This is a genomic window from Streptomyces sp. NPDC048353 (assembly GCF_055587165.1).
Genome location: NZ_JBVJGU010000003.1, coordinates 103667 through 127599, shown reverse-complemented (window position 1 = coordinate 127599; position 23933 = coordinate 103667). Strand labels below are relative to the sequence as shown.

The window sequence follows — 23933 nt, the reverse complement described above, 5'->3', positions numbered from 1 at the left end:
ACGGTGGTGCGGAGCCGGCCGACGGGTCAGTACAGATGCAGGGCCAGATGTCCGAGGGGAAGTCCCAACTGCCATGCGGGCATCCACACTTGTGCCCGCTCGTCGACCGGGAAGCCGGGCGAGAAGGGCGGCAGGCCGCCCAGATCGGCCGCCCGGATCAGGGTCGCCTCCAGGAGCCGCCAGGTCTCGCGGGCCAGGGCCAGGTCGGGTCCCTCGTCTCCCGCGCGGGCCCGGGCGTCGAGCCGCGCGCGGACCCAGTCGGGCCAGGGATGGTCGTACGCGGTCCGGTTGATCCACTCGTCGAGCCGGTCGGCGCGGCCCGTGGCCACGCGGTCCTCCGCGGTCTCGCAGAGGTGGATGGTGAGGGCCAGCGTGCGCTGTCCGGCCCGGTACTCCAGTGAGCCGGGCTCCACCAGACAGCTCGTGCGGAGCAGGTCGCCGGCGGTGAACTCGGCACACAACCAGGCCATCGGGACGGCGAGGCCGCCCCCGCTGGTGCCGTTCGTACTCTCGGGCAGCAACGCTCCCACCTTCTCCGGACGTGTCGTGTCGGTCGAGGACCCCGAGGACGAGCCTCCACCCAAGAAGACGCGCGCGGGTCGCTCTTTGCTCAACTCGCCGGTGTGGTTTCGGATACGTTTTACCCGCGCATCGGTGCTGGTGGGAGAGGCGGGGCGGGGCCTTACGCCCGTGACGCGTGGGACATGTCGAGGCCCGGGCGGGCCGGGGCGGCCCGGTCGACGGGCCCTCGCTGCAGGTCCGGGCGGCTCAGCCGAGCAGGGCGTAGACGGCCGTCGCGTGCGCGGCGGTCTCGTCCGTCCCCTCGGCCGTCATCGCGATGTCCGCGAACGCCATCCGCTTGCCGGTCTTGGTGAGCCGTGCCCGCACCAGGACGTCCGCGCCCAGGACGGCCCGCTGGAAGCTGATCGACTGCTGGACCGTCGTCATGGGCACGAAACCGCCCCGGGCGGCCGAGACCGCGATCACCGTCGCCGTGTCGGCGGCGGCCATCAGCGCCTGCCCGCACAGCCCCCCGCCCTCGCGGGCCAGCCGGTCCGACCAGGGGAGGCGGAGGACCGCCTCCCCGGTGTCGAGCGAGACCACCGAGAGGCCCAGATCCAGCACCCACGGGGCGAAGTTGTCGGCGAGTACCCGGTCCGCGGCGGCGAGAGTCAGCGTCACCCGCTCATTGTGCGGCCGCGGCCCTCGGCCGGGCAACGCCCCCGCGCCGGGGGCGGTAGCCGGGCAGGCACCGCCCGAGCTGGCGCAGCGCGTAGTGCGAGCGGGACTTCACCGTCCCGGCGGGGATGCCGAGGTCGGCGGCGGCCTCGTTGACGGTCAGGCCGTGGAAGTAGATCCGGACCAGGACCGCCCGGTGTTCCGGGCTCAGGCCCCGCACGGCCGCCCGGACGTCGAGAGCGGCGACCGCCGACTCCGTGACGTCCGCCGGGTCGGGGGTGGCGGCGAGCATCCCGTCGCCGATCTCGGCGGGCCGGGCGAGCCGGGAGCGCCGGGCGTCGATGGCGAGGCGCCGGGCGACGGTGAACAGCCACGGCCGCATCGACTCGTACGGGCTGTCGAAGGCCTCCGGGTGGAGCCAGGCGCGCACCAGCGTCTCCTGGACCAGGTCCTCGGCCCGCTGCTGATCGCCGTAGGTCAGCTGGAGCAGGAAGGCGAGGAGGGCCGGGCCGTGGTCACGCTGGAGCTCCGCCAGGGCACGCTCGTCGGTCGTCGCCGTTGTCATGCTGCACACCTCTCCTGCCGGCTCGTCGTCCCACGGGGCGTATCCGAACGCATGCGGGCGACGGGGGACAGGGAACGCACACGTCCGTGCGACGAGCGGTCGCACCGAGCGGCGAATGGTGCGGTGAACGGTCACACGGAAGCGCTGCGTCCGTTTCAGCGGGGTTTGAAAGCTTCGCGGCTTTGTGCCTTGACTGCGGCTTATATCCGCTGTGAATTCATCAGGACAGATGTTCGTCAGATGAACTGCGGAGTCCGGCATATGACCCAGCGCACGAGACGACGGGCGGTGGTCGTCACCGCCGTCCTGCTCACCGCGGCGACCGGCTGCGCCGGCGCGGCCCGTACCTCCGGAGCACCGCCCGCGGGGCAGGACCCCCCACGCTCCGCCGCCCCGCCACCGGCCGGCTCCGCCACGTCCTCGGAGGGAGTCGGCGGGCCCTCGGCCCGCGCCGGCTTCACCCTCGTGGCCTCCGGGGACGTCCTGCCCCACTCCTCGGTCATCCGCCAGGCCGCGGCCGACGCGAACGGCCAGGGCTACGACTTCCGCCCGATGCTGGCCGGCGTCAAGCCGGTCGTCTCCCAGGCCGACCTGGCGATCTGCCACATGGAGACGGTGTACGGCGAGGAGGGCGGCCCCTACACCGGCTACCCCGCCTTCAAGTCGCCGCCCGAGATCGCCGCGGCCCTCAAGGACACCGGCTACGACTCCTGCTCCACCGCCTCGAACCACACCCTGGACGACGGCGTCGCCGGACTGGGCCGCACGCTCGACGCACTCGACCGGGCCGGCGTCCGGCACGCCGGTTCCGCCCGCTCCGCCGAGGAGGCCGCGCGGCCCCCGCTCATGAAGGCGGGCGGCGCGACCGTCGCCCAACTCGCCTACACCTACGGAACCAACGGTTACCCCCTGCCCGACGGGCAGCCCTGGGCGGTCAACCTGATCGACGAGCAGCGGATCGTCGCCGACGCCCGGGCGGCCCGCAAGGCCGGTGCCGACGTCGTCGTCGTCAGCCTGCACTGGGGCACCGAGTGGGAGACCGCCCCCGACGACACCCAGCTGACCCTCGGCAGCTCCCTCACCGCCTCCCGGTCCGGCGGGCGCCCCGACATCGACCTCATCATCGGCACGCACGCACACGTGCCCCAGGCGTACGAGAAGGTCAACGGCGTCTGGATCGTCTACGGCATGGGCGACCAGATCGCCGGCGACATGATCAATTACCAGGGCTCCCTCGACCCCCGGGGCAACCAGGGCACCCTCGGCCGGTTCACCTTCTCCCCGCCCGCAGCGCCGGGCGGCCGCTGGGAGGTCACCAAGGCGGAGTTCATCCCGCAGTGGTTCGACACCTCCCGGGGCCGGGTGGTCAACCTCAACGCCGCCCTCGAACAGGGCGGCGGGCAGACCGCCGTACGCGACACCATCCGCGAGGTCGTCCTCGGCCGCGGGGCGGGCAACGACGGTCTGGTGATGGGGCGGTAGGCGGCGAAAGGCCGCGCCGGGGCGGTCCGGCTATCGGCTCATCGGGTGCTTTCGGCAGGGCGGCCGGTGTGGAGGAAGCGCACCGGCCTTCGGCCATGCGAGTTATTAGTCATGAAAAACGATCAGATTCCCAAAGGGCGCCGTACGGTGCTGCGCATCGCCGCCGCCCTGGGGGCCACCGCCACGGTCGGGGTCTTCGCCGCGGAACGGGCTGCTACGCCCGTACGGCCCGGGAGTACCGCACCCGGGACCGCCGCGGGCGCGCCCGGCTCGGGGGCGCCGGCGAGCACCCGGCTGAAGCCCTCCGCCTACCGGCTCCAGCCGATGACCGCCTACGCGCCCCCCACCCTGCGCAGGGCGCTCCCGCCGGTCCGGCAGCGGCCGTTCCTGAAGATGTCCGGCGTCGGCCGCTCGATGGTGCTGACCTTCGACGACGGACCCGACCCCCGCTACACCCCGGAGATCCTCGCCACCCTGCGCCGCTACGGCTGCCGGGCGATGTTCTTCGTCTGCGGGGAGATGGCCGCCGAGAACCGGGACCTGCTGCGGGAGATGGCCGCCGACGGGCACGTGGTGGGCAACCACTCCTGGTCCCATCCCCTCATCCCCAAGCTGCGCCCCTCGCTCATCCGCCACGAGCTGGGCTCCACGAGCGACCTGGTGGAGCGGACCCTCGGTACGGCGCCCCTGTGGTACCGCGCCCCGTTCGGGGCGTGGAACCGGCACTCGTTCGAGATCGGCGCCGAACTGGGCATGGAGCCGCTGGCCTGGACCGTGGACACCCTCGACTGGAAGGAGCCGGGCACGGACAGCATCGTGCGCCGGGTCCTGGACGGGGCGGCCCCGGGGGTCGTGGTGCTCTCGCACGACGCGGGCGGCAACCGCTCCCAGAGCGTGGCGGCGCTCAGGCGCTACCTGCCCGAACTGCTGGACGCCGGCTACAGCATCACCGTGCCCCAGCGCTGATCGGGTACCGCAGGGCCCCCGGCGCGCGGCGCCGGGGGCCCTGCCGGTGTGTCCGCCCGCTCAGCGGGTGGCGACCATGCGGGCGTAGACGACGACGTTCCCGTCGTAGCCCTGCGCCCGGGAGTAGCCGCCGCCGCAGGTGATGACCCGCAGCTCGGGCTCCCCGGTGTCGGCGTAGACCTGGACACCGGGGAAGTTGTTCTTGGCGTACACCTCGACGCCGTAGATCTCGAAGATCGCGACGCGGCCGTCGAACCGCTCCACCTCGACCAACTGGCCCTTCTCCAGCGAGCCCAGGCCGTAGAAGACCGCGGGACCGGCCTGGTTGTCGACATGGCCGACGATGATGGAGGTGCCGCGCTGCCCGGGCGCGATGCCGTTCTGGTACCACCCGGCCAGATTGGCGTCCTCCGGGGGAGGCGCGGCGATCCAGCCGTTCTCGTCCAGGCCCACGTCCATGAGGGGGGCCGCGACCCTGATGGACGGGATCTTCACCCGTGAGGCGGGGGCGAACGGCAGCGGCGCCAGGCCGGAGACGGCCGGCGGAGCCCCGATGCGGGTGGGAGCCGCGGCGGCGGCGGGCTGCGGGGGGCCGAGCTCGACATCGACCCCGTTGCGCATCATCGCCAGGCCGGACAGCATGACGAGGGTCAGGACGCCCCACGGTTGGCGTCTTCTGGGCTCAAAGACGCGGAAGTCCTTGGGGCTCATGGTTCTCCCTTCGTGGCGTCGACGAAACGGTAAGGGTGGCGGGCCGGACCGGCGAGCGGGGAGAGGCGAACGGGTGGCGGGCGCCTCCCGGCCGTGCGAGGGCCGTCCGGCAGGCGCCGGGAGCTCAGTGGTACCCCAGGGCGGGCCGGGTGACGAGAACGATGACCCATACGAGTAATCATCAGATAAGCAGCCTGACGGCCTGTGACCTGCGGCTCCGTCAGGTACGGCGGCCCTTTTCCCGGCGTGTCGCCTCACCGGGGTGGACCAGTGTCAGGGTGCGGTGGTTGTCCGGAATGGTGATGGTTCGTCATGGAAGGCGTACTCGTCGAATTTCCCGGGGCACCGCTTCGGGGCGTCTTCCACTGGAGGTTCAACCATGCGTGCTGCACGCACTCTGGCGGTGGCCGCCACCGCATTCGCGGCGGTCGGGCTCGCGGCCCCCCTCGCCGCCGCCACGAACGGTCCCGGCGACGTCACCGTCAACTCCTCCGTGGTCCAGCGGGGAGGGGACGGAAACCAGGGCGTCACCGTGACCCCCTTCGCCGTCCACCAGGGATCGACCCTCACGATCACGGTCAGGGGCTGCTCCGGCGGCCGGGTCACGTCCGACGCCTTCCCGACGACCAGCCTCTCCGCGAACGTCAACGGCGTCTCCAGTGCCGTCGCCCGCATCCACGACAACGCCCGGCTCGGTCAGCACACCCTGACCGTGCACTGCAACAACAACCGGGTGCTCACCGGCCAGTTCCGCGTGCTGGCCGGCCAGGGCTCGCAGGGCGGCATCGGCGGCTCGCTCGCGCCCAGCTCCACGGAGATGGCCGTCGGCGGTTCCCTCGTCGCCGCGGCCGGGCTCGGCGGTGGTCTCTTCATCGCCCGCCGCCGCCGTGTCGGCGCCGCCGCCTGACCGGCCGAACCTCCCGATCGGTCGGCCGCCAGCCACGCCCCGTCGCCCCCGAATCCTGGTCGGACAGGACTCGGGGGCGACGGGTGTCCGCGGTCGTGTCCGCGGTCATGGCGGGGGTGCGGGTGGTGGCGGGAGGCGCCGTCGGGAGACACCGTCCCCGCCGTCAGTGACGCCGGGCCCGGTCGAGATCCGCGCGGCGCCGCCGTACGACGAACACCAGACCCGTGGTCGCGACGGCGACCAGGCCGGCGCCCGCCGCCAGGGTGACCGTGTCGATCCCGCCGACCGAACCACCGAGACCGCCCTGTACGCCGCGAGGCGGGGTGAGCACGGTGGAGTTGGCCGTCGGGGTGGCCGTGGTGCCGCTGATGGTCAGCGTGACGGTCTCCTGGACGCCGCCGGTGCAGTTGAACGAGACGGTGTAGACGGCGCCCCGCTTGGCGTCCTGGTCCACCACGGCGGTGGCCGTGGATCCCGGGGCGATGGTCACGGTGTCGAAGATGCCGGCCGAGGCGGTCGCGGTGCTGCGGCAGGCGGGAGCGCTGAGCGTCACCCGGCCACCGGGGGCCACGAGCGAGGGGGAGACGACGAAGTCGCCCGGAGCCTTGGCTCGGGGCGCCTTGGGGGCGGGTGCGGGGGCGCCGTCCGCAGCCGAGGCGAGGGGAGCGGCCAAGGCGAGGGCGGCCGCCCCCAGAAGGGCAGTGGACGCGGCACGTATCGCGCGCATGGGTGTCCTCCGGGTCCGTGAGGCGCAGCCGCGGAAGGTTTTCCGCGAAAGGGCAGGAATGCACCTCGATGCCCGAAACGTTAGAAGCGCACTATCACAACCGCGATCCCAGACGGGCGAATGGGGCACCAAGGTCCACCGTTCGGCCTACAGGACGCTGCTCCGGGCCCGGGATTCCGGGCCTTCCGCCACGCCGTGTCCGCCGCCCCCGGGGGCGTCTCCGTCCGCCCGGCCGCTCCCGGCCGCTCCCGGCCGCCCCCCGCCCGCCCTCAGCCCCGCCCTCCGTTCAGTTCACGACCTCCGGGAAGAGGTCGGTGAAGGGGGTGGCGGTGGCCGAGATACCCCGTCCGAACGGCGCGTCGAAGTCCCAGATCAGGAAGAGCAGGAAGGCGATGAGCGCGCTGAAGAGGCCCGCGAGCAGGAGTTCGCGCCCGGTGCGCCGGATCTGCAGGGTGAAGATCAGGCCGACCGTCACCAGCGCTCCGATGATCAGGCCGAACCACACCACCCCCGGCATCGTCGCCCCCGCGCTCTGCCCCCGCGCTCCCCGGGCGTCGTCCACCGCCGCCACCTGGTCCACCAGCGGCTGGTACGCCTGTCCCTCGTGGTCGTCGGCGGGTCGGTAGTCGGTCACGCCGCGGCGGATCCGCTCCAGCAGTTCGGTGCCCTTCTCGCTGAGTTCGCCGTGCTCGGACATGTGACGCCACTCGTCGTCGATGACGTAGGCGACGTACGCGTCGACGTCGGAGCGGATCCGGTCGCGGACGTCGGCCGGGTAGACCTCGACCCGCGCCGAGATCTCGTGCAGCGCCTGGGCCTCCTGGCGCACGGTCTCCTGGGCGGCGCTGCGGGCCTCCCAGACGCCGGCGATGGCCAGGCCGAGGACGATCGCGTAGACCACGCCGATCATCATCGTCATGTACTCGATGACGTCGGGCGTCTCGCTGGGGTCGTCGTCGTCGGAGAGCCTGCGGTTGTTGATGACGACGATGGTGAGGACGACGGCGCACGCGGCGGCCATCGCGATGGACAGGACGAGCCATTCGGACATGGTGGTCTTCCTTCGGCGGGCTCAGCGGGCTCAGCGGGAGCGGGGACGGAGTGCCGCGGTCGCCAGTACCGCGGGTGCGGTGACGAGCAGCGTCATCGACACGAGCGAGGGTCCGCCGTCGGGTTCGGGCCGCTGGGCGCGGCGGTAGGCGGGCAGGGCGACGGGGGCCGGGGCCGGCGGCCGCGGCCGCAGTGTGGGGGGCGGCGTCGGCTTCGGCGCCGCCGGGGGAGGGGGCGGCGGTTCGGGCGCCGGCGGGGGAGGCGGAGGTGGCGGGGCCGGCCTCGGCGGGGGCGGCGGATCCGCGCGTACCGGAGGCGGCGGCTCGGGCGTCGGGCTCGGTTTCGGCGGCTTCGGCTTCGGCGGCGGAGGCGGCGGGGGTGGAGGCTCCGGCGACGGCGACGGCGTCGGAGTGGGCGTGGGCGTGGGCGTCGGCGTGGGGCTGGGCGAGGGCGGGGTCGGGGTGGGCGGGCACACCCCCGCCACCGCGACCGCGTTCGTACCGCCGGGCCCGGTCACGGCGTAGGCGCAGGCGTCGGCGGCCGCCGGCACCGGAGTGGCGAGCAGCCACAGCAGCGCGGCGGCCCCCAGGGGCCGCGAGAGGAGCGATCCGTACACAGACACGCCGACGAGCATGATCAGAACGCGCTCCCCGTGTGCGCGGAACGCTCCGGATTCGCTGGATGGAGGGGTTCTTGGAGGACGGCGGTTTGACGTTCCGGCGGAAATTTTTCGCCAGAGGTTGAGCAGACCGCCCCCCGGCCCCGTACTCCATGCCGTGGACGGATCCCGACGCCGGTCCAACAAGCTATGAAGCAACGGGAGTTGACATGAAGACCTGGGGGAACGCGGCACTCGCGCTGACCGCGGCGGCCGTTCTCACGCTGACGACGGGTTGCGGCCAGGAAAAGGGCGACCAGTCGCTCGGCGGAGCCCCCGCCGGGGCGGCGAACCCGGCCGGGGCGTCCGCCGACGGATACAACCCCGGTGGGTACGCCTCCGGGGGTTACGGCTCCGGCGCCGAGGGTTCGGGAGCGGCGCCCGCCTCGCCCGCCGGCCAGCTCGTGGCGGCGGACACCAAGCAGCTCGGCGAGGTGCTCACCGACAGCAAGGGTTTCACGCTCTACCGCTTCGACAAGGACTCCGCGAACCCGCCCCGCGCCACCTGCGAGGGCGACTGCGTGAAGGCGTGGCCCGTGGTGAGCCCCGCCGGGGCCAAGCCGCCCGCCGGCGTGGACTCCGCGCTGCTCGGCGAGGTCACCCGGGCCGACGGCACCAAGCAGCTCACCGTCGACGGCTGGCCGATGTACCGCTACGCCAAGGACGCCCGGCCGGGCGATGTCAACGGTCAAGGCGTGGGCGGCACCTGGTTCGCCGCCGCCCCGGACGGAAAGAAGGCCGCACCGGCCCAGAATGAGGAGAACGCCGACGGAGGCGAAGATTCCGGTACGGTTCCCACAGGGCTCTCGGTGCGCAAGGATCCCAAGCTCGGTGACGTTGTGGTGGATTCGCGTGGAATGACGGTTTACCGCTTCAAGAAGGATTCCGCCTGGCCCATGAAGACGGCCTGTGTCGGTCCCTGCCTGGAGAAGTGGCCGGTTGTCGCCCCTGTGGACAAGAACGACACCAAGGGCATCACGCGCAAGGGCTTCGTGACCTTCAACCGGCCCGACGGCATCAAGCAGCAGACCATCGACTGCTGGCCGCTGTACACCTTCGCCGGTGACGAGGAGCCCGGAGACACCAACGGCCAAGGCGTGGGCGGCACCTGGTACGCCGTCTCCCCCGAGGGAAAGCTGGTCGGAGCGCCCAAGTAGTCCCCCGCGCCGCGCTGCGACCGGTCGGCCCGCCGTCACGCCTCCCGTGACGGCGGGCTCGACGCACGTCCATATGCACGTGAATGTGCACGGTAGGAAGGCGCGAACTCTTCGCTGCGTACGCACGTGCCAATGGCGTGTGACCAAGAACGGATCGCGAATTTCCGTTTCCACTCGCTCTCTCGGCGGGCGATCAGTAGCCTCGGCTCGAACACCGGCCGCGAACACATGGCCGCATCCCCGTGGCGACTTGTTGGAGACATTGATGGAGCGTCCCGCCTGGGCCCCGCCGGGTATCGATATCTCGGTGCCGAGCGTGTCCCGTATGTACGACTACTATCTGGGCGGCTCGCACAATTTCGAAGTGGACCGGGAAGCGGCCCGCAAGGCCATGGAGTTCATGCCGGGACTGCCCAAGATCATGCAGGCGAACCGTGCCTTCATGCGCCGCGCCGTGCGCTTCGCGGTCGACAGCGGCATCACCCAGTTCCTCGACATAGGCTCCGGCATCCCGACCTTCGGCAACGTCCACGAGATAGCGCAGGCCGCCGAACCGGCCGCCCGCGTGGTCTACGTCGACCACGACCCGGTCGCCGTCGCGCACAGCCGCGCCGTGCTGGAGGGCAACGACGGCGCGGCCGTCGTCTCCGCCGATCTGCGCAAGCCCCGGGAGATCCTCGACAACCCCGAGGTGGAGCGGCTCCTGGACCTGGACAAGCCGGTGGCACTGCTCCTCGTCGCCGTCCTGCACTTCCTGGAGGACGAGGACGAACCGGCGAAGGCCGTCGCCGAACTCCTCGACGCCCTGGCGCCCGGCAGCCTCGTCGTGCTGACCCACGCCTCCTACGAGGGCATCCCGCTGACGGAGGAGCAGGCCGGCGGCACCGTCGAGGTCTACCGCACCATCCGCAACCCCCTCGTGATGCGCTCGCACGCCGAGATCTCCCGCTTCTTCGAAGGCTGCGAACTCCTCGAACCCGGCCTGGTGTCCATGCCGAACTGGCGGCCCGACGGGGAGGTCGAGGAGGAGGATCCCTTCGCCTTCTCGGGCTTCGCAGGGGTGGGGCGCAAGGCGTGAAGCTGCCGTCTCAGCCGTCCGGTTCCGGCGCGGAACCGGACGACGTCGAGGACAGACTCAGGCGGTTCGCGACGATCTGGAGCCGGGCCATCTTCCCGGTCACCGCCACCTCGCTGACCCGCGCCGAGTTCGAGGGGCACCTGCTGCCGCTCGCCCGCGTCCTGCGCGCCGCCCTGCACGACCGGCCCTTCGACACGACCCCGGCCCACCGCGCCGGGACCGCGCTCGTGGCGGCCCACTGCACCGACCCCGACGCCCTCAGCCGTAGCCTCGGCGTCGTCGACTCCTACCTCGTGCTGTACTGCGGCGACGAGCGGGAGCACCCCGCCGAGGAGCTGCGGGCCCGGTGCGCGCGGCTCCAGCACGCCATGGCGGCCGGCTTCGCCCAGGGCCTGCGCGAACGGACCCTGGCCGAACAGGAGTCGATAGCCCGCTCCGCGCTCGCCGCCCGCAGCGCCGCCGAGGTCGCCCTGCACGCCACCGAGACCCGTTTCCGGGCGGTCTTCGAGGGCGCCGCCATCGGCATCGGCATCGCCGACCTCGACGGCAACATCCTGGAGATCAACGAGACCCTGACCCGGATGTTCGGCGGCCTGGAGCACCACGTCCGCGGCCGCAACGTGCAGGACTGGGTGCACCCCGAGGACGCTCCGCACGTCTGGAAGCTCTACGGCGAGCTGGTCCGCGGCGAACGCGAGCACTACCGCGTCGAGAAGCCCTACTACCGCGGCGACGGCACGGTCCTGTGGACCAACCTCACCGTCTCGCTGCTGCGGGACGCCGAGGGCTTCCCGCAGTACCAGCTGGCGCTGATGGAGGACACCACCGAACGGCGCCTGCTCAACCTCCGGCTCCGCTACGAGGCGACCCACGACGCGCTCACCGGACTGCCCAACCGGACCCTGTTCTTCGAACGCCTGGAGAAGGCCCTCGCCCCCGCCGACGGCGCCCGCTTCGGGCTCTGCTACCTCGACCTCGACGGCTTCAAGGCGATCAACGACAGTCTCGGCCACGCGGCCGGGGACCGGCTGCTCGTCGAGGTCGCCGACCGGCTGCAGAGCTGCGCCACCGCTCCCGGCGAGATGGTGGCCCGGCTCGGCGGCGACGAGTTCGTCGCCCTCACCACCGGCACCGACACCGAACGACAGGTCGTCGAGCTGGCGAACCGCATCCTCACCACGCTCGCCACCCCCGTCCGGATCGACGGCCGCGAGCTGACCGTCCGCGGCAGCGTCGGCGTCGTCGAGGGCCCGGCGGGCGAACGGACCCCGGCCGAGGTGCTGCGCAGCGCCGACATCACCATGTACCGCGCCAAGTCGGCGGGCGGGAACCGCTTCGAACTCGCTGACGCCGAGGCCGACGCCCGGGCCATCACCCGGCACGGACTGACCACCGCCCTGCCGGCCGCCCTGGAGCGCGGCGAGTTCTTCATCGAGTACCAGCCGCTCGTCCACCTCGGCGACGGCAGCGTGCACGGCGCCGAGGCGCTCGTCCGGTGGTGCCACCCGCAACACGGGGTGCTAGGCCCCGACCGCTTCATCCCGCTCGCCGAGAACACCGGCCTGATCGTGCCGCTGGGCCGCTGGGTGCTCCAAGAGGCCGTCCGCCAGGCCCGGTTCTGGCAGGCCCGGCACTCCGACGGCGGACCGCTGCGGATCAACGTCAACCTCTCGCCCACCCAGCTGCACCATCCCCGCCTGGTCGCCGACACCGTCGACGTGCTGGAGCGCTCGGGCCTCGAACCGGGCGCCCTGTGCCTGGAGGTCACCGAGTCCGCGCTGATCGGGGCGGACGACGACCTCCTCAAGCCGCTGCGGCAACTCGCCGAGATGGGCGTGGACATCGCCCTCGACGACTTCGGCACGGGCTACTCCAACCTGGCCAATCTGCGCCGCCTCCCGGTGAGCGTCCTCAAGCTCGACCGCTCCTTCACCCGGGGCATGCAGCAGCACCCCGCCGATCCGGTCGACCTCAAGATCGTGGAGGGCATCGTCTCGCTGGCCCACAGCCTCGAACTGGCCGTCACCGTCGAGGGCGTGGAGACGGGCGCACAGGCCCAGCAACTGCGCGAACTCGGCTGCGACACCGCCCAGGGCTGGTACTACGCCCGCCCCGGCGCCCCCGACCGCATCCACGCCCTGCTCCTCGCGGACGCGGTGTAGCGACCCCCGGGGAGCGGGGGCCTCACCCGGTGCAGGGCCCCTCGGGGCGGGGCTCACGGCGGGGCCGGGCCTCACGCGGTCCTCAGGTGGGCCTCACTGAGCGCGGGCGCACGCGGGGCGCGGACTCATGTGATGCGCGGCCTCACGCCGAGCGGAGGAGGAACCGCTGCAGCTCCCGGGCTGCCCGGGGCGGGGCCACGTCGCTCCGGTGCGCCAGCGCGATCGTCCGGCGCAGACCGGGGCGGGCCAGGGGCGTGACCAGCAGGTCGCCACCCGCCCGCGCCGCGACCATCGCCGGCACCACCGCGACCCCCAGGCCCGCCCGTACGAAACCGAGCACCGCGTCCATCTCGCCGCCCTCCACCGTGAACGAGGGCTCGAAACCCTCCGCCCGGCACGCCGCCACCGTCAGCTCCCGCAGGTCGTAGCCGTGCCGGAACATCACCATCGGGCGATCGCGCAGATCCGCGATCCGCACCGGTCGCCGCGGCGCCGGCGCGCCCGCCGAGGAGACCACCACCAGATCCTCGCGGAGCAGCTCCACCGTCGTCAGCGCCGGCGACGGACTCGGCAGCGGCAGCACCACCAGCGCCAGGTCGAGCGCGCCGCGCGCCAGCTCCCGTACGAGATCGTGCGAGCCGCCCTCCTCGATCAGGAGCCGGATCCCCGGGTGGGCGTCGTGGAAGGCCCGCAGCACGTCCGGCAGCAGCCCCGTGCACAGGCTCGGCGTCGCCCCGAGCCGCACCCGCCCGCGCCGTAGCTGCGCCAGCTCCTGCACCTCGTGCCGGGCCGTGTCGGTGTCGGCGAGGATTCGCCGGGCCAGCGGCAGCAGCGCCTCGCCGGCGTCGGTCAGCGTGATGTTCCCGCGCGCCCGGCTGAACAGCTCCGCTCCCAGCTCCTGCTCCAGCGCCTTGATCTGCTGGGACAGCGAGGGCTGGGAGACGTGCACCCGCTCCGCGGCGCGGGTGAAGTGACGGGTCTCGGCCACGGCCACGAAGTAGAGGAGCTGCTGGAACTGCATAGGCCCAGCCTATCGAGATGAGCCGAACCATGTCTTGGACCTCTCGGGCTCTTCGCCCCTAGCGTCGACTCCATGGCTCTGGCAACGAAGACGAAGGACCGGGGGACCGGCCGTCCCCCCTCCCCGACGCGCTCGACCGGCTTCTGGGCGTCGACCCTCGGCAAGAAGACGGTCATGGCCGTCAGCGGCCTGCTCATGCTCGGCTACCTCGTCGCCCACGTCATGGGCAACCTGAAAGTCTTCTTCGGCCCCGAGGAGTTCAACGCGTACGGCCACTGGCTGCGCACCATGGGCGCCCCCGTCCTGCACCACTCCTGGGCCCTGTGGCTCGTGCGGATCGTGCTCCTGGCCGCCGTCGTCGCCCACGCCGTCTCCGCATACCAGCTCAGCAGGCGTGACATCCGGGCCCGCCCCACCGCCTACGTCCACCGGCGCAAGCGCTCCTCCTACGCCACCCGGACCATGCGCTGGGGCGGCGTGATCGTCGCCCTCTTCATCGTCTGGCACATCCTGGACCTGACCACCGGCACCGCGCACCCGGGCGGCTTCCAGGAAGGACACCCGTACCAGAACGTCGTGGACACCTTCTCCACCTGGTACGGCAACACCATCTACATCGTCGCCATGCTCGCCGTCGGACTCCACGTCCGCCACGGCTTCTGGAGCGCGGCCCAGACCCTCGGCGTCGGCAACGCACGCCGCGAACGGGGCCTGAAGGCCGCCGCCAACGGGCTCGCCCTCGCCCTCACCCTGGGCTTCGTCTCCGTCCCCGTCGCCGTCATGACCGGAGTGGTGAGCTGACATGAGCTTCCTCGACTACACGGTGGGCGCGCCCGCCGTCGACCACAAGGCCCCCGCGGGGCCCGTCGCCGAGCGCTGGGACACCCGGCGCTTCCAGGCCAGGCTGGTCAACCCCGCCAACCGGCGCAAGCACACCGTCATCGTCGTCGGCACCGGCCTCGCCGGCGGCTCCGCCGGTGCCACCCTCGCCGAACAGGGCTACCACGTCGTCCAGTTCTGCTACCAGGACTCCCCGCGCCGCGCCCACTCCATCGCCGCCCAGGGCGGCATCAACGCCGCCAAGAACTACCGCAACGACGGCGACTCCGTGCACCGCCTCTTCTACGACACCGTGAAGGGCGGCGACTTCCGGGCCCGCGAGTCCAACGTCCACCGCCTCGCCCAGATCTCCGTCGAGATCATCGACCAGTGCGTCGCCCAGGGCGTCCCCTTCGCCCGCGAGTACGGCGGACTCCTCGACACCCGCTCCTTCGGCGGCGTCCAGGTCTCCCGTACGTTCTACGCCCGCGGGCAGACGGGCCAGCAGCTCCTCCTCGGCGCGTACCAGGCGCTCTCCCGGCAGATCGCCGCGGGCAACGTCGAACTGCACGCCCGTACCGAGATGCTGGACCTGATCGTGGTCGACGGACGGGCGCGCGGCATCGTCGCCCGCGACCTGGTCACCGGCCGGATCTCCACCCACTACGCCGACGCGGTGGTCCTGGCCAGCGGCGGCTACGGCAACGTCTTCTACCTCTCGACCAACGCGATGAACTCCAACGCCACCGCCATCTGGCGGGCCCACCGGCGCGGAGCCCACTTCGCCAACCCCTGCTTCACCCAGATCCACCCCACCTGCATCCCGCGCACCGGCGACCACCAGTCCAAGCTGACGCTGATGAGCGAGTCGCTGCGCAACGACGGCCGCATCTGGGTCCCCAAGGCGCAGGGCGACACCCGCCCGGCCGCCGAGATCCCCGAGGACGAGCGCGACTACTACCTGGAGCGGATCTACCCCTCCTTCGGCAACCTCGTGCCGCGGGACATCGCCTCCCGCGCCGCCAAGAACGTCTGCGACGAGGGCCGAGGTGTCGGCCCCGGCGGACAGGGCGTCTACCTCGACTTCGCCGACGCCATCCGGCGGATGGGGCGCAAGGCCGTCGAGGAGAAGTACGGCAACCTCTTCGACATGTACGCGCGGATCACCGCCGAGAACCCCTACGAGGTGCCGATGCGGATCTACCCCGCCGTGCACTACACGATGGGCGGCCTCTGGGTCGACTACGACCTCCAGACCACCGTCCCCGGCCTCTTCGCCATCGGCGAGGCCAACTTCTCCGACCACGGCGCCAACCGGCTCGGCGCCTCCGCGCTCATGCAGGGCCTCGCCGACGGATACTTCGTCCTGCCCTCCACGATCAACGACTACCTCGCCCGCCACCCGTCGGCCGCGCCGCTCGACGACGCGCATCCGGTGGTGCGCGAGGTGCTCGCCGAGACCGAGGACCGGCTGAACCTGCTGCTGGCCGTGGACGGCGACCGGACCCCCGACTCCTTCCACCGCGAACTGGGCGAACTGATGTGGGAGTTCTGCGGCATGGCCCGCACGGACGAGGGCCTGCGCACCGCGCTCGACCGCATCCCCGGCATCCGCGAGGAGTTCTGGCGCCGCATCAAGGTCCCGGGCACCGGCGAGGAGTTCAACCAGTCGCTGGAGAAGGCCAACCGGATCGTCGACTATCTGGAACTCGCCGAGCTGATGTGCCTCGACGCGCTGCACCGCGCCGAGTCCTGCGGCGGGCACTTCCGCGAGGAGTCCCAGACGCCGGAGGGCGAGGCCGCCCGGCGCGACGAGGCGTTCTCGTACGCCGCGGCCTGGGAGTTCACCGGAACCGGCGACGCCCCCGTCCTGCACAAGGAAGACCTCGTCTTCGAGTACGTCCACCCCACCCAGCGGAGCTACGCATGAAGCTCACCCTGCGCATCTGGCGCCAGAAGAACGCCGACGCCGACGGCGCCATGTCCACCTACGAGGTGGACGGCATCTCCTCGGACATGTCCTTCCTGGAAATGCTCGACACCCTCAACGAACAGCTCATCCTGGGCGGCGAGGACCCCGTCGCCTTCGACCACGACTGCCGCGAGGGCATCTGCGGCGCGTGCAGCCTCGTCATCAACGGCGACGCGCACGGTCCCGAGCGCACCACCGCATGCCAGCTCCACATGCGGTCCTTCCGCGACGGCGACACCATCGACATCGAGCCCTGGCGCGCCGCCGCCTTCCCGGTCGTCAAGGACCTGGTGGTCGACCGGTCCGCCTTCGACCGCGTCATCCAGGCCGGCGGTTATGTCAGCGTCCCCACCGGCGCGGCGCCCGAGGCCCACGCGACGCCGGTCCCCAAGGCCGACGCCGACTTCGCCTTCGAGCACGCCGAGTGCATCGGCTGCGGCGCGTGCGTGGCGGCCTGCCCCAACGGCTCGGCGATGCTCTTCACCTCGGCCAAGGTCAACCACCTGAACGTCCTGCCGCAGGGCGCTCCCGAGCGCGAGACACGGGTCCTCGACATGGTGGCCCAGATGGACGCGGAGGGCTTCGGCGGTTGCACGCTGACGGGGGAGTGCGCGACGGCCTGCCCCAAGGGCATCCCGCTGCCGTCCATCGCGGCGATGAACAAGGAGTGGCTGCGGGCGCGGCGCAAGGCCGCCCGCCGGTAGACCCCGGCGGCGGACGCGGGGGCGGCCCGCCCGGGGACGGGGTGTCAGTCGCGGGGGAGCAGGTGCCCCAGCGGCCCGAGGTCGAGGTTCAGGTCCTCCAGCGTGAAGCCGTGCTCCTCGCACAGCTCGGCCAGCCGGTCGTGCAGCGCCATGAGAGTGGCGCCCAGCTCCTCCTCCTGCTCGTCGGTGAGGTCCCCGGCGTCGACACGGCGCAGCGCCTGGCGCTCGATCAGCTGACGCAGCAGCTCCACGAGGGTCAGGACGAGTTTCAGGAGGTCCTCCTCCACGGTCTCCCGGTCGGTGGTGAGCCGGTGCGCGGGGCGCGACCGCCCGCCGTGTGCCGGAGGAGGGGCCTGGACGAGCCGGAACGCCTGGGACATGGCGTCGCCGACGGCGCGCAGGCGCGGGGGCGCGTCCGCCTCGGGCGGCACCCGCGGGCGGCCCCGCTCCGAGGGCTCGCCGCTCATGGCGGTCCTCCGTCCTGCGAAGGCGCGGCGATCCCCGTCTCGGAATCGACGGAGACGATGAGCGCCCGCAGCGAGATCCGTACGAGGTCGATGTCCGCGATCGACAGGACGATGTCGCCGGTGACGACCACCCCGCCGCTGAGCAGCCGGTCGAGGAGGTCGATGAGGGCGACCTGACGCTCGGGAAGCGGGTCGCCGCGCTCGGTGAGGCTCATGGCGCCGTCCGGCGGATGTCGGGCCGCGCCGGGGGCTCGGCGGGTCCCGCCGGCCCGGGGGCGGTCGGGCCGGTGGGGGTGTCCGGGGCGTCGCGCTCGTCCGGGGCCTCTTCCGCCTCGTCGGGCGGGGTGACGAACGAGTAGGGGGCCCACGGCCCCGTGACGTCGACGCGGACCCCCGTGAAGTCCCGGGCCGCGTCGGTGACGGCGGCGCGGAACGTCTCGGCCAGGTCGTCGGGTACGAGATAGGCGTCGTTCAGGACGTTCTCCTCGGGGCCGGTCAGCGCCCCGCTCTGGGCGGCGTGGCGCACCCGCTGGGAGGCGTGGCGCGCCGCCGCGGCCTCGATCGCCTCGGCCGCGAGCCGTGCCTGCGCGTGGACGGCCTCCTGCGCGTGGCGATGGGCCTTGCGGCGCTGCAGGTACGCCTTGCCCGGGGAGAGGGCCGCCTCCGGGGCCGGTTCCGCCCCGGGCCCGGCCGGGTCGGACCGTACGAGGTACATCTTCACGCCGAACTCCGTCTGCGCCTCAAGCCGGGCCAGCCGTTCGGCGAAGGCGGCGCGCCGGCGGACGAGCGCCTCGCGGGCCCGCGCGTCATCCTCGTAGACGGTGGCCAGGCGCAGGGGCAGGACGGTGGCGTGACCGGCGAGTGTCTGTACGACGTCGTGGTGAGCCCGTGCGACGCTCTCCAGCCAGTCCAGATCCTCGAAGTGGTCCTTCAGCGCGGCCTCGTCGAAGTCGCGGCGGGGTACGGCGCTGACGACGAACGCGAGACCCGGCGGGCCGTCCCCCGCTCCGGCGTCGGCGGACGGTTCCGGCTCGTCGAGGTACCGGACGGGGGAGCCGAGGACCCCGGCGATGCCGGCGAGGGCCTCGTGCGGCGCCTGGGCCCGCGGGACGACGGCGTACACGTAGGTGAGGACGTCCTCGGCGGCGCTGGTCATGAGCGGCCCCGCCGTCCGGTGGAACCGCCCGTCTCACCGTCCGGACGGTCGTTCGGCAGGTCGTGCAGCGCGCCGCCGATCGCGCGGCCGCCGGGTTCGGCCTCGTCGACGGGGCGGTCGCGCCGGAGCGCGTCCAGCTCGGCGCGGAGACGGCGGTTCTCCTGCTCCAGCGGGCTGCCGGTGTGGCGGCTGGAGAGCGACGGGTCGTGTTCCCACCAGTCGATGCCCATCTCCTTCGCCTTGTCCACGGAGGCGATCAGGATCCGGAGTTTGATCGTGAGGAGTTCGATGTCGAGCAGGTTGATGCGGATGTCGCCGGCGATCACGATGCCCTTGTCCAGCACCCGCTCCAGGATGTCGGCGAGGCTGGACGAGGTGTTCTGGCCGTACGGCGCGGCGGCACGGGACGGGGCGGAGCCCAGTCGGCTCGGCAGGGGATCGGTCACGGTGGCCACTCACTTCCCGGTCAAGGCAGTCGCTGCCGGAACTCTTCGATCTCCGCCAGACGGTCCAGCAGCTCGTCCTCCCGGCGGTCGAACGTCTCCTCGTCGATCTCCCCTTCCACCAGCATGCGTTCCAGCTCCGCGAGTTCGCGCCAGATCGGAGCGGGGTCGTAGTACTGGTCCTCGGCCTCGTCGACCACCCGCTGCGCGGCCCACATGACGGCGCGCACCGGCTCGACGGGCAGGGTCAACAAGCGGCCCAGAAGTCCCATGGCGGTCCTTCCTCCTTCCGGAAGCGGCTCGGATGCGGTCCCGGTCCCGGTCTGCGGCTCGGTCCGTGGTCTCGGTGGGTGGTCTCGGTCCGTGGTCACGTCACGAAGCTGTAGGGGGGCAGGGGACCGCTGAAGCGGAGGTCCACCCCGCCGTCGATCTCGCGGGCCAGGTTCGACTCGGCCTTCAGCAGGTCGTCCTTGCGCTCGTCGGGAACCAGCAGCGACAGATTGAGGAAGGCGCTCGCCGACGGCGGGCGGGAGACGTGCTCGCGGGCGAACGGGAGCAACGCCTGGACCAGCCCGTCGGCCAGGGTCTGCTGGCGCACCTCGACCTCGCGGGCGACGAGCTCTCCCAGGGTCATCGGCAGGTGCGGATCCGGATCACCGGAGCGGATCCGGTCGTTGAGATCCCGGGCCTCCGGCGAGTCCTCGAGGATCTGGCGCAGGAGGGGCTCCTCATCCGCCTGAGACGCCCTCACATGGTGCTCGGCACAGCCCTCGACCCGGGCGAGCGCGTCGAGGTAGGCGCCGGTGTTCTCCTCCAGGGCCCGGAGCACGGCATCCTCGTCCGGCGCGATGTATCCGAACTGCAACGGCAGGATGGCGCCGTCCGCCATCAGACGCTCCTGGACCTCCTGGTGCGCGGACAGGTCACGCCGCTTGGGGCGGATGTCCTCGGAGATCTCCCCGACGATCGCGCTGAGTTCACCATAGGTGACGCTCCGCAGCGGCGAGGGTTCGGCGCCCACTCCGGTGAGACCGTCCAGGCGCAGGGAGTGGCCCTTGCCGGCGATCGAGTACACGTACAGCGCCATCGGTCACTCCTTCTCTCGTCGTACCGGCCGCCTCGCCGGGCGCCGCTTGCGGGGAGGGGCCGACTCCTCGGCCTCTTCCTCCTCGTCGGGCTCCCGCGCCTTGGACGACCCTCCGGTCAGGGAGTCGCTGACGGCTTCGACGGCTCCGCTGAGCGCGCCCTTGGACTTGCCCTTGGCGCCGCCTTCCATCATGTTGCCGACGACCTCGGGCAGTTGGGCCGGTGCCTTGCGTCCGGCTTCGAGGTCGAGCCGGTTGCAGGCCTCGGCGAAGCGCAGATAGGTGTCGACGCTCGCGACGACGATCCGTATGTCGATCTTGAGGATCTCGATGCCCACGAGCGAGACGCGGATGAAGACGTCGATGACCAGACCGCGGTCGAGAATGAGTTCCAGGACGTCGTAGAGGCTGCTGGAGCCGCCTCCGCCCCTGGATACGGTGTTGCCGCTCTGCGGCACCATGGTCATGGCGCCTCCTTCCGCGGCCGAACCCTGGCTCAGGCCGGCCGGTCGATCGTTCCTCGGCTGTAGCGGCGGGTGCGTTCGTAGGAGATCAGTTCGCCCTCTTCGTCCAGGGCGACCCGGTAGCTGGCCATGACGCTGGTGCTGTCCGGGACGCGCTCCAGCTCCATCACCTCCACCTGCGCCTCCCACCCCTGGTCGGTCGGCTTGAGCGAGGAGACCGAGTCGGGGGGCCGGCCGAGCAGCTCCGAGAGCTGCACGGCCGCCGAGCGCATGGCCGAAGCGGCGTTCGGGACGCCCGAGCGGCGTCCTGGGGAAGCGCGCCGCGGTGGCTTCCTGCGCTGCTCGTCGGTGTCGTCGTCGCCGCGCGGGGGGACCCGCCGGGAGCGACCCGGTTCTGCTGCGGCCATATGCCCTCCCATGGGGAGACAGCCCGTTACGTCCTAGAATGTCACCTATTGGGGGCATAAGTCTTGTAGGGGGGGTAGCCGCTGAGAGACGGCAGCCCGAGCGGGACCGCTTCGTCGCTCCTGCGCGAAACACCCCCGGTCCGCCGGTTCGGACGCTCCGGCAGGCGGAGCGAGAATGCCCGCCGACGCCCTGGTGAAGGGGATGAGCTCATGCAGGACATGAACAAGATCGCGCTCGCGGCCGCGGTGGCTGGGGGTTACCTCCTCGGGAGGACCAAGAAAGGCAAGCTGGCCTTCTCCGCGGCGACGTACCTCGCCGGCCGCCGCTTCGGACTGGATCCGAGCCAGCTGATGAAGGAGGGCCTCTCCAGGGTCAAGGAGATGCCGCAGTTCGCCGACCTCGGCGACCAGCTGCGCGGCGAAGCACTCGAAGCGGGCAAGAAGGCGCTGACCGCCGCGGCCAACCGCAAGCTCACCGACCTTGCCGACTCGCTGCACGAGCGCACCCTCGAACTGTCCCAGGGCGGCGGGGGCCGTGAAGAGGACGAGGAGGAGGAAGAGCCGTACGAGGACGAGGAGGCGGAGGAGGAGTACGCCGACGAGGACGAGGACGAGGGTGGAAACGCGCCCCCGGAGAACGAAGAAGACGAGGAAGAGGACGAAGAGGAAGAGGACGAAGAGGAGGGGGAGCCGGAAGCCGAGGAGGAAGAGCCCGAAGAGGAAGAGGAAGAGCCGGAAGAGGAAGAGGAAGAGCCGGAGGAAGAAGAGGAAGAGGCTCCTCCGCCTCGTCGGCGCACCCCTTCGTCCTCACGTGGCGGTACGGGCAAGTCGGCCGCGGGCTCGTCTCGTTCGGCGGGCCGAGGCTCCGGTCCCTCCCGCGAGTCGGCCGCCAAGAAGGCGCCGGCGAAGAAGACGGCGGCGAAGAAGGCACCGGCCAAGAAGGCGCCCGCCAGGTCCGCCCCGTCGAAGCCCGCCGCGAAGAAGGCACCCGCCAAGAAGGCCCCGGCGAAGAAGACGGCGGCGAAGAAGGCCCCCGCCAAGAAGGCGCCGGCGAAGCAGACGGCGGCGAAGAAGGCCCCCGCGAAGAAGGCGCCCGCGAAGAAGGCGCCGGCCAAGAAGACCACGGGCCGGGCTCCGGCTCGCAAGACCGCCGCCAAGAAGTCGGCGGCCCGCAAGCCGTCCGGACGGAGGTAGGCCATGGCTACGTCAGACCGTGACGGCGGCAAGGGATCGTCGGGCCTGGATCAGCTGCTCGGCGAACTGACCGGCTTTCTCTCCGCCCAGGCGGACCAGTTGGCCGGCAAGGCGACCGACAAACTCGGGGATCTCACGGACCAGCTCACCGACGTGGCCGAGAACGGAGGGAAGCTCTCGGACGTCGCCGGAATCGGCGGCCGCATCCTGAAGGGCGACTCACCGCTGAAGGCCATGGCGGGCCAGAAGCTCGGCAGCCTGAAGGACAGCGTGACCGGGCTCTTCGGCAAGGACGGCGGGAAGGGCAAGGGTAAGAGCCGCAAGAGCGGCGGCAAGGCCATGAACATCATCGAGGTGCTCGACATCGGCCTGCCGCTGCGGACGGTGTACGACTTCTGGACGGAGTACGAGAAGTTCAGCAGCTTCGCCAAGGGTGTCCGCGACGCCTCGCGCGACGACGACACCGCCAGCTCGTGGAAGGTGAAGGTCGGTCCTTCCACCCGAAGCTGGAAGGCGACCACGCAGGAGCAGATTCCCGACGACCGCATCGTGTGGACCTCCGAGGGGGCCAAGGGGACCACGCGCGGTTGCGTCTCGTTCCACGAACTCGCGCCGTCGCTGACCCGCGTCGTCCTCGTCGTCGAGTACCTCCCCTCCGGCTTCTTCGAGAAGACCGGCAACATCTGGCGCGCGCAGGGCCGCCGCCTTCGTCTGGACTTCAAGAACTTCCAGCGGTTCGTCTCCCTGACCACCGACGAGCCCGAGGGCTGGCGCGGCGAGATCCGGGACGGCGAGGTCGTCCGGAGTCACGAGGACGCGATCGAGGAGGAGGAACAGGAACAGGGCGAGGAGGAAGAGGGCGAGGAAGACGAGTACCCGGACGAAGAGGCCGACGGGTACGAGGACGCCGACGAGGATGCGGAGGAGTACGACGAGGAGGGCGAGGAGGACGAAGAGCCCGAGGAGGGCGAGGAGGACGAGGAAGGCGGGTACGAGGACGAGGACGAGGAGGAGGAGTACGACGAGGAGGAGCCCGAGGAGGACGAAGAGCCCGAGGAGGAGCCCGCCCCGCGGCGCCGCAGGCGCACGTGAGGGCACCCGGCCGCCGACCGGCGGTGCGCGACGGAGGGCCGGCAGTGGATGCCGGCCCTCCGTCGCGCCCTGAACGCCGAAACAGCCTTACGCGTCGTGATGTCGGCCGCGTCGTGATCGTCGCCCGGGCTCCCCGCGCCCGGTGGACGGGCGCGGTCCTTCAGTGCTTGAGCGTGTCCTTGGCCTTGGAAGCGGCCTGCTTGGCGTCGCCGGCCATCTGCTCGCGGCGGCCCTTCATCTCCAGGGTCTCGTTCCCGACCGCCTTGCCCGTCGCCTCCTTCGCCTTGCCCTTGGTGGTCTTCGCGGCGTTCTTCGCCTTCTTGCCTGCGCCCATCTCTCTCACCTCTCCACCACGTCACCCCGTGCGTGTCCTACCGCGCCCCTACCCCGAGCGGCTATAAGCATGCCTTTCAGGCGAAACGGTCAAAAGGTCGCCACGGGTGGGGTCGGTCGCCGGGGCCCGCCCC

27 protein-coding genes are annotated in these 23933 nt (G+C 71.8%); 11 read left to right on the top strand and 16 right to left on the bottom strand.

Translation table 11 applies throughout. The annotated features are described in order from the left end of the window. Window positions 1–26: 26 nt before the first annotated feature. The 3 genes from ACZ6RC_RS11040 to ACZ6RC_RS11030 all read right to left on the bottom strand — a co-directional run bounded on the left by ACZ6RC_RS11040 (window position 27) and on the right by ACZ6RC_RS11030 (window position 1744). Window positions 27–521 (bottom strand): hypothetical protein, encoded by a 495-nt coding sequence (locus ACZ6RC_RS11040; protein ID WP_469581052.1) that lies wholly within the window; start codon window positions 519–521, stop codon window positions 27–29. Between the two features lie 247 nt (window positions 522–768). Beyond that, the gene (locus ACZ6RC_RS11035; RefSeq protein WP_391134281.1) at window positions 769–1182 is read right to left on the bottom strand and encodes a PaaI family thioesterase; all 414 of its coding nucleotides are present in this window, start codon (window positions 1180–1182) and stop codon (window positions 769–771) included. Window positions 1183–1186: 4 nt separating this feature from the next. Further along, a complete protein-coding gene (locus tag ACZ6RC_RS11030) occupies window positions 1187–1744 on the bottom strand; it encodes a sigma-70 family RNA polymerase sigma factor (RefSeq protein WP_391134278.1) in 558 nt (185 codons plus the stop codon). Between the two features lie 261 nt (window positions 1745–2005). Between ACZ6RC_RS11030 and ACZ6RC_RS11025 the strand changes: the two genes are divergently transcribed. Both ACZ6RC_RS11025 and ACZ6RC_RS11020 read left to right on the top strand, forming a co-directional pair. Next, entirely contained in the window at window positions 2006–3226 is a 1221-nt protein-coding gene (locus ACZ6RC_RS11025; protein WP_469581050.1) for a CapA family protein, read from the top strand. Between the two features lie 111 nt (window positions 3227–3337). Beyond that, complete coding sequence (locus tag ACZ6RC_RS11020; RefSeq protein WP_469581048.1) at window positions 3338–4192, top strand: polysaccharide deacetylase family protein; 855 nt, start codon at window positions 3338–3340, stop codon at window positions 4190–4192. Window positions 4193–4252: 60 nt separating this feature from the next. On the opposite strand, the gene ACZ6RC_RS11015 is transcribed toward ACZ6RC_RS11020, so the two are convergent. Continuing rightward, window positions 4253–4903, bottom strand: coding sequence for a class F sortase (locus tag ACZ6RC_RS11015; RefSeq protein WP_391134270.1), 651 nt, complete (start codon window positions 4901–4903; stop codon window positions 4253–4255). A 379-nt stretch (window positions 4904–5282) separates the two neighbouring features. On the opposite strand from ACZ6RC_RS11015, the gene ACZ6RC_RS11010 reads away from it, so the two are divergent. Next, complete coding sequence (locus ACZ6RC_RS11010; RefSeq protein WP_391134267.1) at window positions 5283–5810, top strand: hypothetical protein; 528 nt, start codon at window positions 5283–5285, stop codon at window positions 5808–5810. A 163-nt stretch (window positions 5811–5973) separates the two neighbouring features. On the opposite strand, the gene ACZ6RC_RS11005 is transcribed toward ACZ6RC_RS11010, so the two are convergent. Further along, window positions 5974–6537: a hypothetical protein gene (locus ACZ6RC_RS11005; protein WP_391134264.1), complete on the bottom strand. Its 564-nt coding sequence runs from the start codon at window positions 6535–6537 to the stop codon at window positions 5974–5976. A 286-nt stretch (window positions 6538–6823) separates the two neighbouring features. Beyond that, window positions 6824–7588: a bestrophin-like domain gene (locus tag ACZ6RC_RS11000; protein ID WP_391134261.1), complete on the bottom strand. Its 765-nt coding sequence runs from the start codon at window positions 7586–7588 to the stop codon at window positions 6824–6826. Between the two features lie 827 nt (window positions 7589–8415). Here ACZ6RC_RS11000 and ACZ6RC_RS10995 point away from each other — a divergent pair. The 3 genes from ACZ6RC_RS10995 to ACZ6RC_RS10985 all read left to right on the top strand — a co-directional run bounded on the left by ACZ6RC_RS10995 (window position 8416) and on the right by ACZ6RC_RS10985 (window position 12642). Then, on the top strand, window positions 8416–9402 hold the full coding sequence (locus tag ACZ6RC_RS10995; RefSeq protein WP_391134255.1) for an SCO0930 family lipoprotein: 987 nt from the start codon (window positions 8416–8418) through the stop codon (window positions 9400–9402). Between the two features lie 265 nt (window positions 9403–9667). Beyond that, window positions 9668–10480 (top strand): SAM-dependent methyltransferase, encoded by an 813-nt coding sequence (locus ACZ6RC_RS10990; protein ID WP_469581033.1) that lies wholly within the window; start codon window positions 9668–9670, stop codon window positions 10478–10480. Further along, window positions 10477–12642, top strand: a complete 2166-nt coding sequence (locus ACZ6RC_RS10985) for a putative bifunctional diguanylate cyclase/phosphodiesterase (protein WP_391134249.1) — start codon at window positions 10477–10479, stop codon at window positions 12640–12642. The genes ACZ6RC_RS10990 and ACZ6RC_RS10985 overlap by 4 nt, the downstream gene beginning before the upstream one ends. Window positions 12643–12784: 142 nt before the next feature. Here ACZ6RC_RS10985 and ACZ6RC_RS10980 read toward each other — a convergent pair whose 3' ends face one another. Next, entirely contained in the window at window positions 12785–13663 is an 879-nt protein-coding gene (locus ACZ6RC_RS10980) for a LysR family transcriptional regulator (RefSeq protein ID WP_469581030.1), read from the bottom strand. Window positions 13664–13735: 72 nt separating this feature from the next. On the opposite strand from ACZ6RC_RS10980, the gene ACZ6RC_RS10975 reads away from it, so the two are divergent. The 3 genes from ACZ6RC_RS10975 to ACZ6RC_RS10965 are packed head-to-tail and all read left to right on the top strand — an operon-like array spanning window position 13736 to window position 17158. Further along, complete coding sequence (locus ACZ6RC_RS10975; protein WP_391134243.1) at window positions 13736–14464, top strand: succinate dehydrogenase; 729 nt, start codon at window positions 13736–13738, stop codon at window positions 14462–14464. 1 nt (window position 14465) lies between these two features. Continuing rightward, a complete protein-coding gene (locus ACZ6RC_RS10970; protein WP_391134240.1) occupies window positions 14466–16412 on the top strand; it encodes a fumarate reductase/succinate dehydrogenase flavoprotein subunit in 1947 nt (648 codons plus the stop codon). Beyond that, window positions 16409–17158: a succinate dehydrogenase/fumarate reductase iron-sulfur subunit gene (locus tag ACZ6RC_RS10965; RefSeq protein ID WP_469581025.1), complete on the top strand. Its 750-nt coding sequence runs from the start codon at window positions 16409–16411 to the stop codon at window positions 17156–17158. Before ACZ6RC_RS10970 ends, ACZ6RC_RS10965 begins: the two co-directional genes overlap by 4 nt. A gap of 44 nt (window positions 17159–17202) precedes the next feature. Here the strand turns inward: ACZ6RC_RS10965 and ACZ6RC_RS10960 are convergent, their stop codons facing one another. The 8 genes from ACZ6RC_RS10960 to ACZ6RC_RS10925 form a co-directional block, all read right to left on the bottom strand. Continuing rightward, window positions 17203–17625 (bottom strand): gas vesicle protein K, encoded by a 423-nt coding sequence (locus tag ACZ6RC_RS10960; protein ID WP_469581022.1) that lies wholly within the window; start codon window positions 17623–17625, stop codon window positions 17203–17205. Further along, window positions 17622–17840: a gas vesicle protein gene (locus ACZ6RC_RS10955; protein ID WP_391134231.1), complete on the bottom strand. Its 219-nt coding sequence runs from the start codon at window positions 17838–17840 to the stop codon at window positions 17622–17624. The genes ACZ6RC_RS10960 and ACZ6RC_RS10955 overlap by 4 nt, the downstream gene beginning before the upstream one ends. Beyond that, window positions 17837–18781: a GvpL/GvpF family gas vesicle protein gene (locus tag ACZ6RC_RS10950; protein ID WP_469581019.1), complete on the bottom strand. Its 945-nt coding sequence runs from the start codon at window positions 18779–18781 to the stop codon at window positions 17837–17839. Before ACZ6RC_RS10950 ends, ACZ6RC_RS10955 begins: the two co-directional genes overlap by 4 nt. Continuing rightward, window positions 18778–19227, bottom strand: coding sequence for a gas vesicle protein (locus tag ACZ6RC_RS10945; RefSeq protein ID WP_391134225.1), 450 nt, complete (start codon window positions 19225–19227; stop codon window positions 18778–18780). Before ACZ6RC_RS10945 ends, ACZ6RC_RS10950 begins: the two co-directional genes overlap by 4 nt. A gap of 20 nt (window positions 19228–19247) precedes the next feature. Next, the gene (locus ACZ6RC_RS10940; RefSeq protein ID WP_391134222.1) at window positions 19248–19496 is read right to left on the bottom strand and encodes a gas vesicle protein GvpG; all 249 of its coding nucleotides are present in this window, start codon (window positions 19494–19496) and stop codon (window positions 19248–19250) included. A gap of 95 nt (window positions 19497–19591) precedes the next feature. After that, on the bottom strand, window positions 19592–20311 hold the full coding sequence (locus tag ACZ6RC_RS10935; RefSeq protein ID WP_469581014.1) for a GvpL/GvpF family gas vesicle protein: 720 nt from the start codon (window positions 20309–20311) through the stop codon (window positions 19592–19594). A 3-nt stretch (window positions 20312–20314) separates the two neighbouring features. Continuing rightward, the gene (locus tag ACZ6RC_RS10930) at window positions 20315–20776 is read right to left on the bottom strand and encodes a gas vesicle structural protein GvpA (protein ID WP_391134216.1); all 462 of its coding nucleotides are present in this window, start codon (window positions 20774–20776) and stop codon (window positions 20315–20317) included. A gap of 29 nt (window positions 20777–20805) precedes the next feature. Beyond that, complete coding sequence (locus tag ACZ6RC_RS10925; protein ID WP_391134213.1) at window positions 20806–21180, bottom strand: gas vesicle protein GvpO; 375 nt, start codon at window positions 21178–21180, stop codon at window positions 20806–20808. Between the two features lie 210 nt (window positions 21181–21390). On the opposite strand from ACZ6RC_RS10925, the gene ACZ6RC_RS10920 reads away from it, so the two are divergent. After that, complete coding sequence (locus ACZ6RC_RS10920; protein WP_453610730.1) at window positions 21391–22374, top strand: histone H1-like repetitive region-containing protein; 984 nt, start codon at window positions 21391–21393, stop codon at window positions 22372–22374. Window positions 22375–22377: 3 nt separating this feature from the next. Next, window positions 22378–23466, top strand: a complete 1089-nt coding sequence (locus ACZ6RC_RS10915; RefSeq protein WP_453610728.1) for an SRPBCC family protein — start codon at window positions 22378–22380, stop codon at window positions 23464–23466. 160 nt (window positions 23467–23626) lie between these two features. Here the strand turns inward: ACZ6RC_RS10915 and ACZ6RC_RS10910 are convergent, their stop codons facing one another. Beyond that, window positions 23627–23800, bottom strand: a complete 174-nt coding sequence (locus ACZ6RC_RS10910) for a CsbD family protein (protein ID WP_453610727.1) — start codon at window positions 23798–23800, stop codon at window positions 23627–23629. Between the last annotated feature and the right edge of the window lie 133 nt (window positions 23801–23933).

Bases quoted from the DNA above. Each gene is read 5' to 3' on its own strand.
- ACZ6RC_RS10935 (WP_469581014.1), bottom strand. From the start codon at position 20,311: ATGGCGCTGTACGTGTACTCGATCGCCGGCAAGGGCCACTCCCTGCGC.
- ACZ6RC_RS10925 (WP_391134213.1), bottom strand. From the start codon at position 21,180: ATGGCCGCAGCAGAACCGGGTCGCTCCCGGCGGGTCCCCCCGCGCGGC.
- ACZ6RC_RS11025 (WP_469581050.1), top strand. From the start codon at position 2,006: ATGACCCAGCGCACGAGACGACGGGCGGTGGTCGTCACCGCCGTCCTG.
- ACZ6RC_RS10915 (WP_453610728.1), top strand. From the start codon at position 22,378: ATGGCTACGTCAGACCGTGACGGCGGCAAGGGATCGTCGGGCCTGGAT.
- ACZ6RC_RS10960 (WP_469581022.1), bottom strand. From the start codon at position 17,625: ATGAGCGGCGAGCCCTCGGAGCGGGGCCGCCCGCGGGTGCCGCCCGAG.
- ACZ6RC_RS10970 (WP_391134240.1), top strand. From the start codon at position 14,466: ATGAGCTTCCTCGACTACACGGTGGGCGCGCCCGCCGTCGACCACAAG.
- ACZ6RC_RS11000 (WP_391134261.1), bottom strand. From the start codon at position 7,588: ATGTCCGAATGGCTCGTCCTGTCCATCGCGATGGCCGCCGCGTGCGCC.
- ACZ6RC_RS11015 (WP_391134270.1), bottom strand. From the start codon at position 4,903: ATGAGCCCCAAGGACTTCCGCGTCTTTGAGCCCAGAAGACGCCAACCG.
- ACZ6RC_RS10980 (WP_469581030.1), bottom strand. From the start codon at position 13,663: ATGCAGTTCCAGCAGCTCCTCTACTTCGTGGCCGTGGCCGAGACCCGT.
- ACZ6RC_RS10965 (WP_469581025.1), top strand. From the start codon at position 16,409: ATGAAGCTCACCCTGCGCATCTGGCGCCAGAAGAACGCCGACGCCGAC.
- ACZ6RC_RS11030 (WP_391134278.1), bottom strand. From the start codon at position 1,744: ATGACAACGGCGACGACCGACGAGCGTGCCCTGGCGGAGCTCCAGCGT.
- ACZ6RC_RS10995 (WP_391134255.1), top strand. From the start codon at position 8,416: ATGAAGACCTGGGGGAACGCGGCACTCGCGCTGACCGCGGCGGCCGTT.
- ACZ6RC_RS10910 (WP_453610727.1), bottom strand. From the start codon at position 23,800: ATGGGCGCAGGCAAGAAGGCGAAGAACGCCGCGAAGACCACCAAGGGC.
- ACZ6RC_RS10990 (WP_469581033.1), top strand. From the start codon at position 9,668: ATGGAGCGTCCCGCCTGGGCCCCGCCGGGTATCGATATCTCGGTGCCG.
- ACZ6RC_RS10950 (WP_469581019.1), bottom strand. From the start codon at position 18,781: ATGACCAGCGCCGCCGAGGACGTCCTCACCTACGTGTACGCCGTCGTC.
- ACZ6RC_RS10940 (WP_391134222.1), bottom strand. From the start codon at position 19,496: ATGGGACTTCTGGGCCGCTTGTTGACCCTGCCCGTCGAGCCGGTGCGC.
- ACZ6RC_RS11010 (WP_391134267.1), top strand. From the start codon at position 5,283: ATGCGTGCTGCACGCACTCTGGCGGTGGCCGCCACCGCATTCGCGGCG.
- ACZ6RC_RS10975 (WP_391134243.1), top strand. From the start codon at position 13,736: ATGGCTCTGGCAACGAAGACGAAGGACCGGGGGACCGGCCGTCCCCCC.
- ACZ6RC_RS10920 (WP_453610730.1), top strand. From the start codon at position 21,391: ATGCAGGACATGAACAAGATCGCGCTCGCGGCCGCGGTGGCTGGGGGT.
- ACZ6RC_RS11005 (WP_391134264.1), bottom strand. From the start codon at position 6,537: ATGCGCGCGATACGTGCCGCGTCCACTGCCCTTCTGGGGGCGGCCGCC.
- ACZ6RC_RS11020 (WP_469581048.1), top strand. From the start codon at position 3,338: ATGAAAAACGATCAGATTCCCAAAGGGCGCCGTACGGTGCTGCGCATC.
- ACZ6RC_RS10955 (WP_391134231.1), bottom strand. From the start codon at position 17,840: ATGAGCCTCACCGAGCGCGGCGACCCGCTTCCCGAGCGTCAGGTCGCC.
- ACZ6RC_RS10930 (WP_391134216.1), bottom strand. From the start codon at position 20,776: ATGACCATGGTGCCGCAGAGCGGCAACACCGTATCCAGGGGCGGAGGC.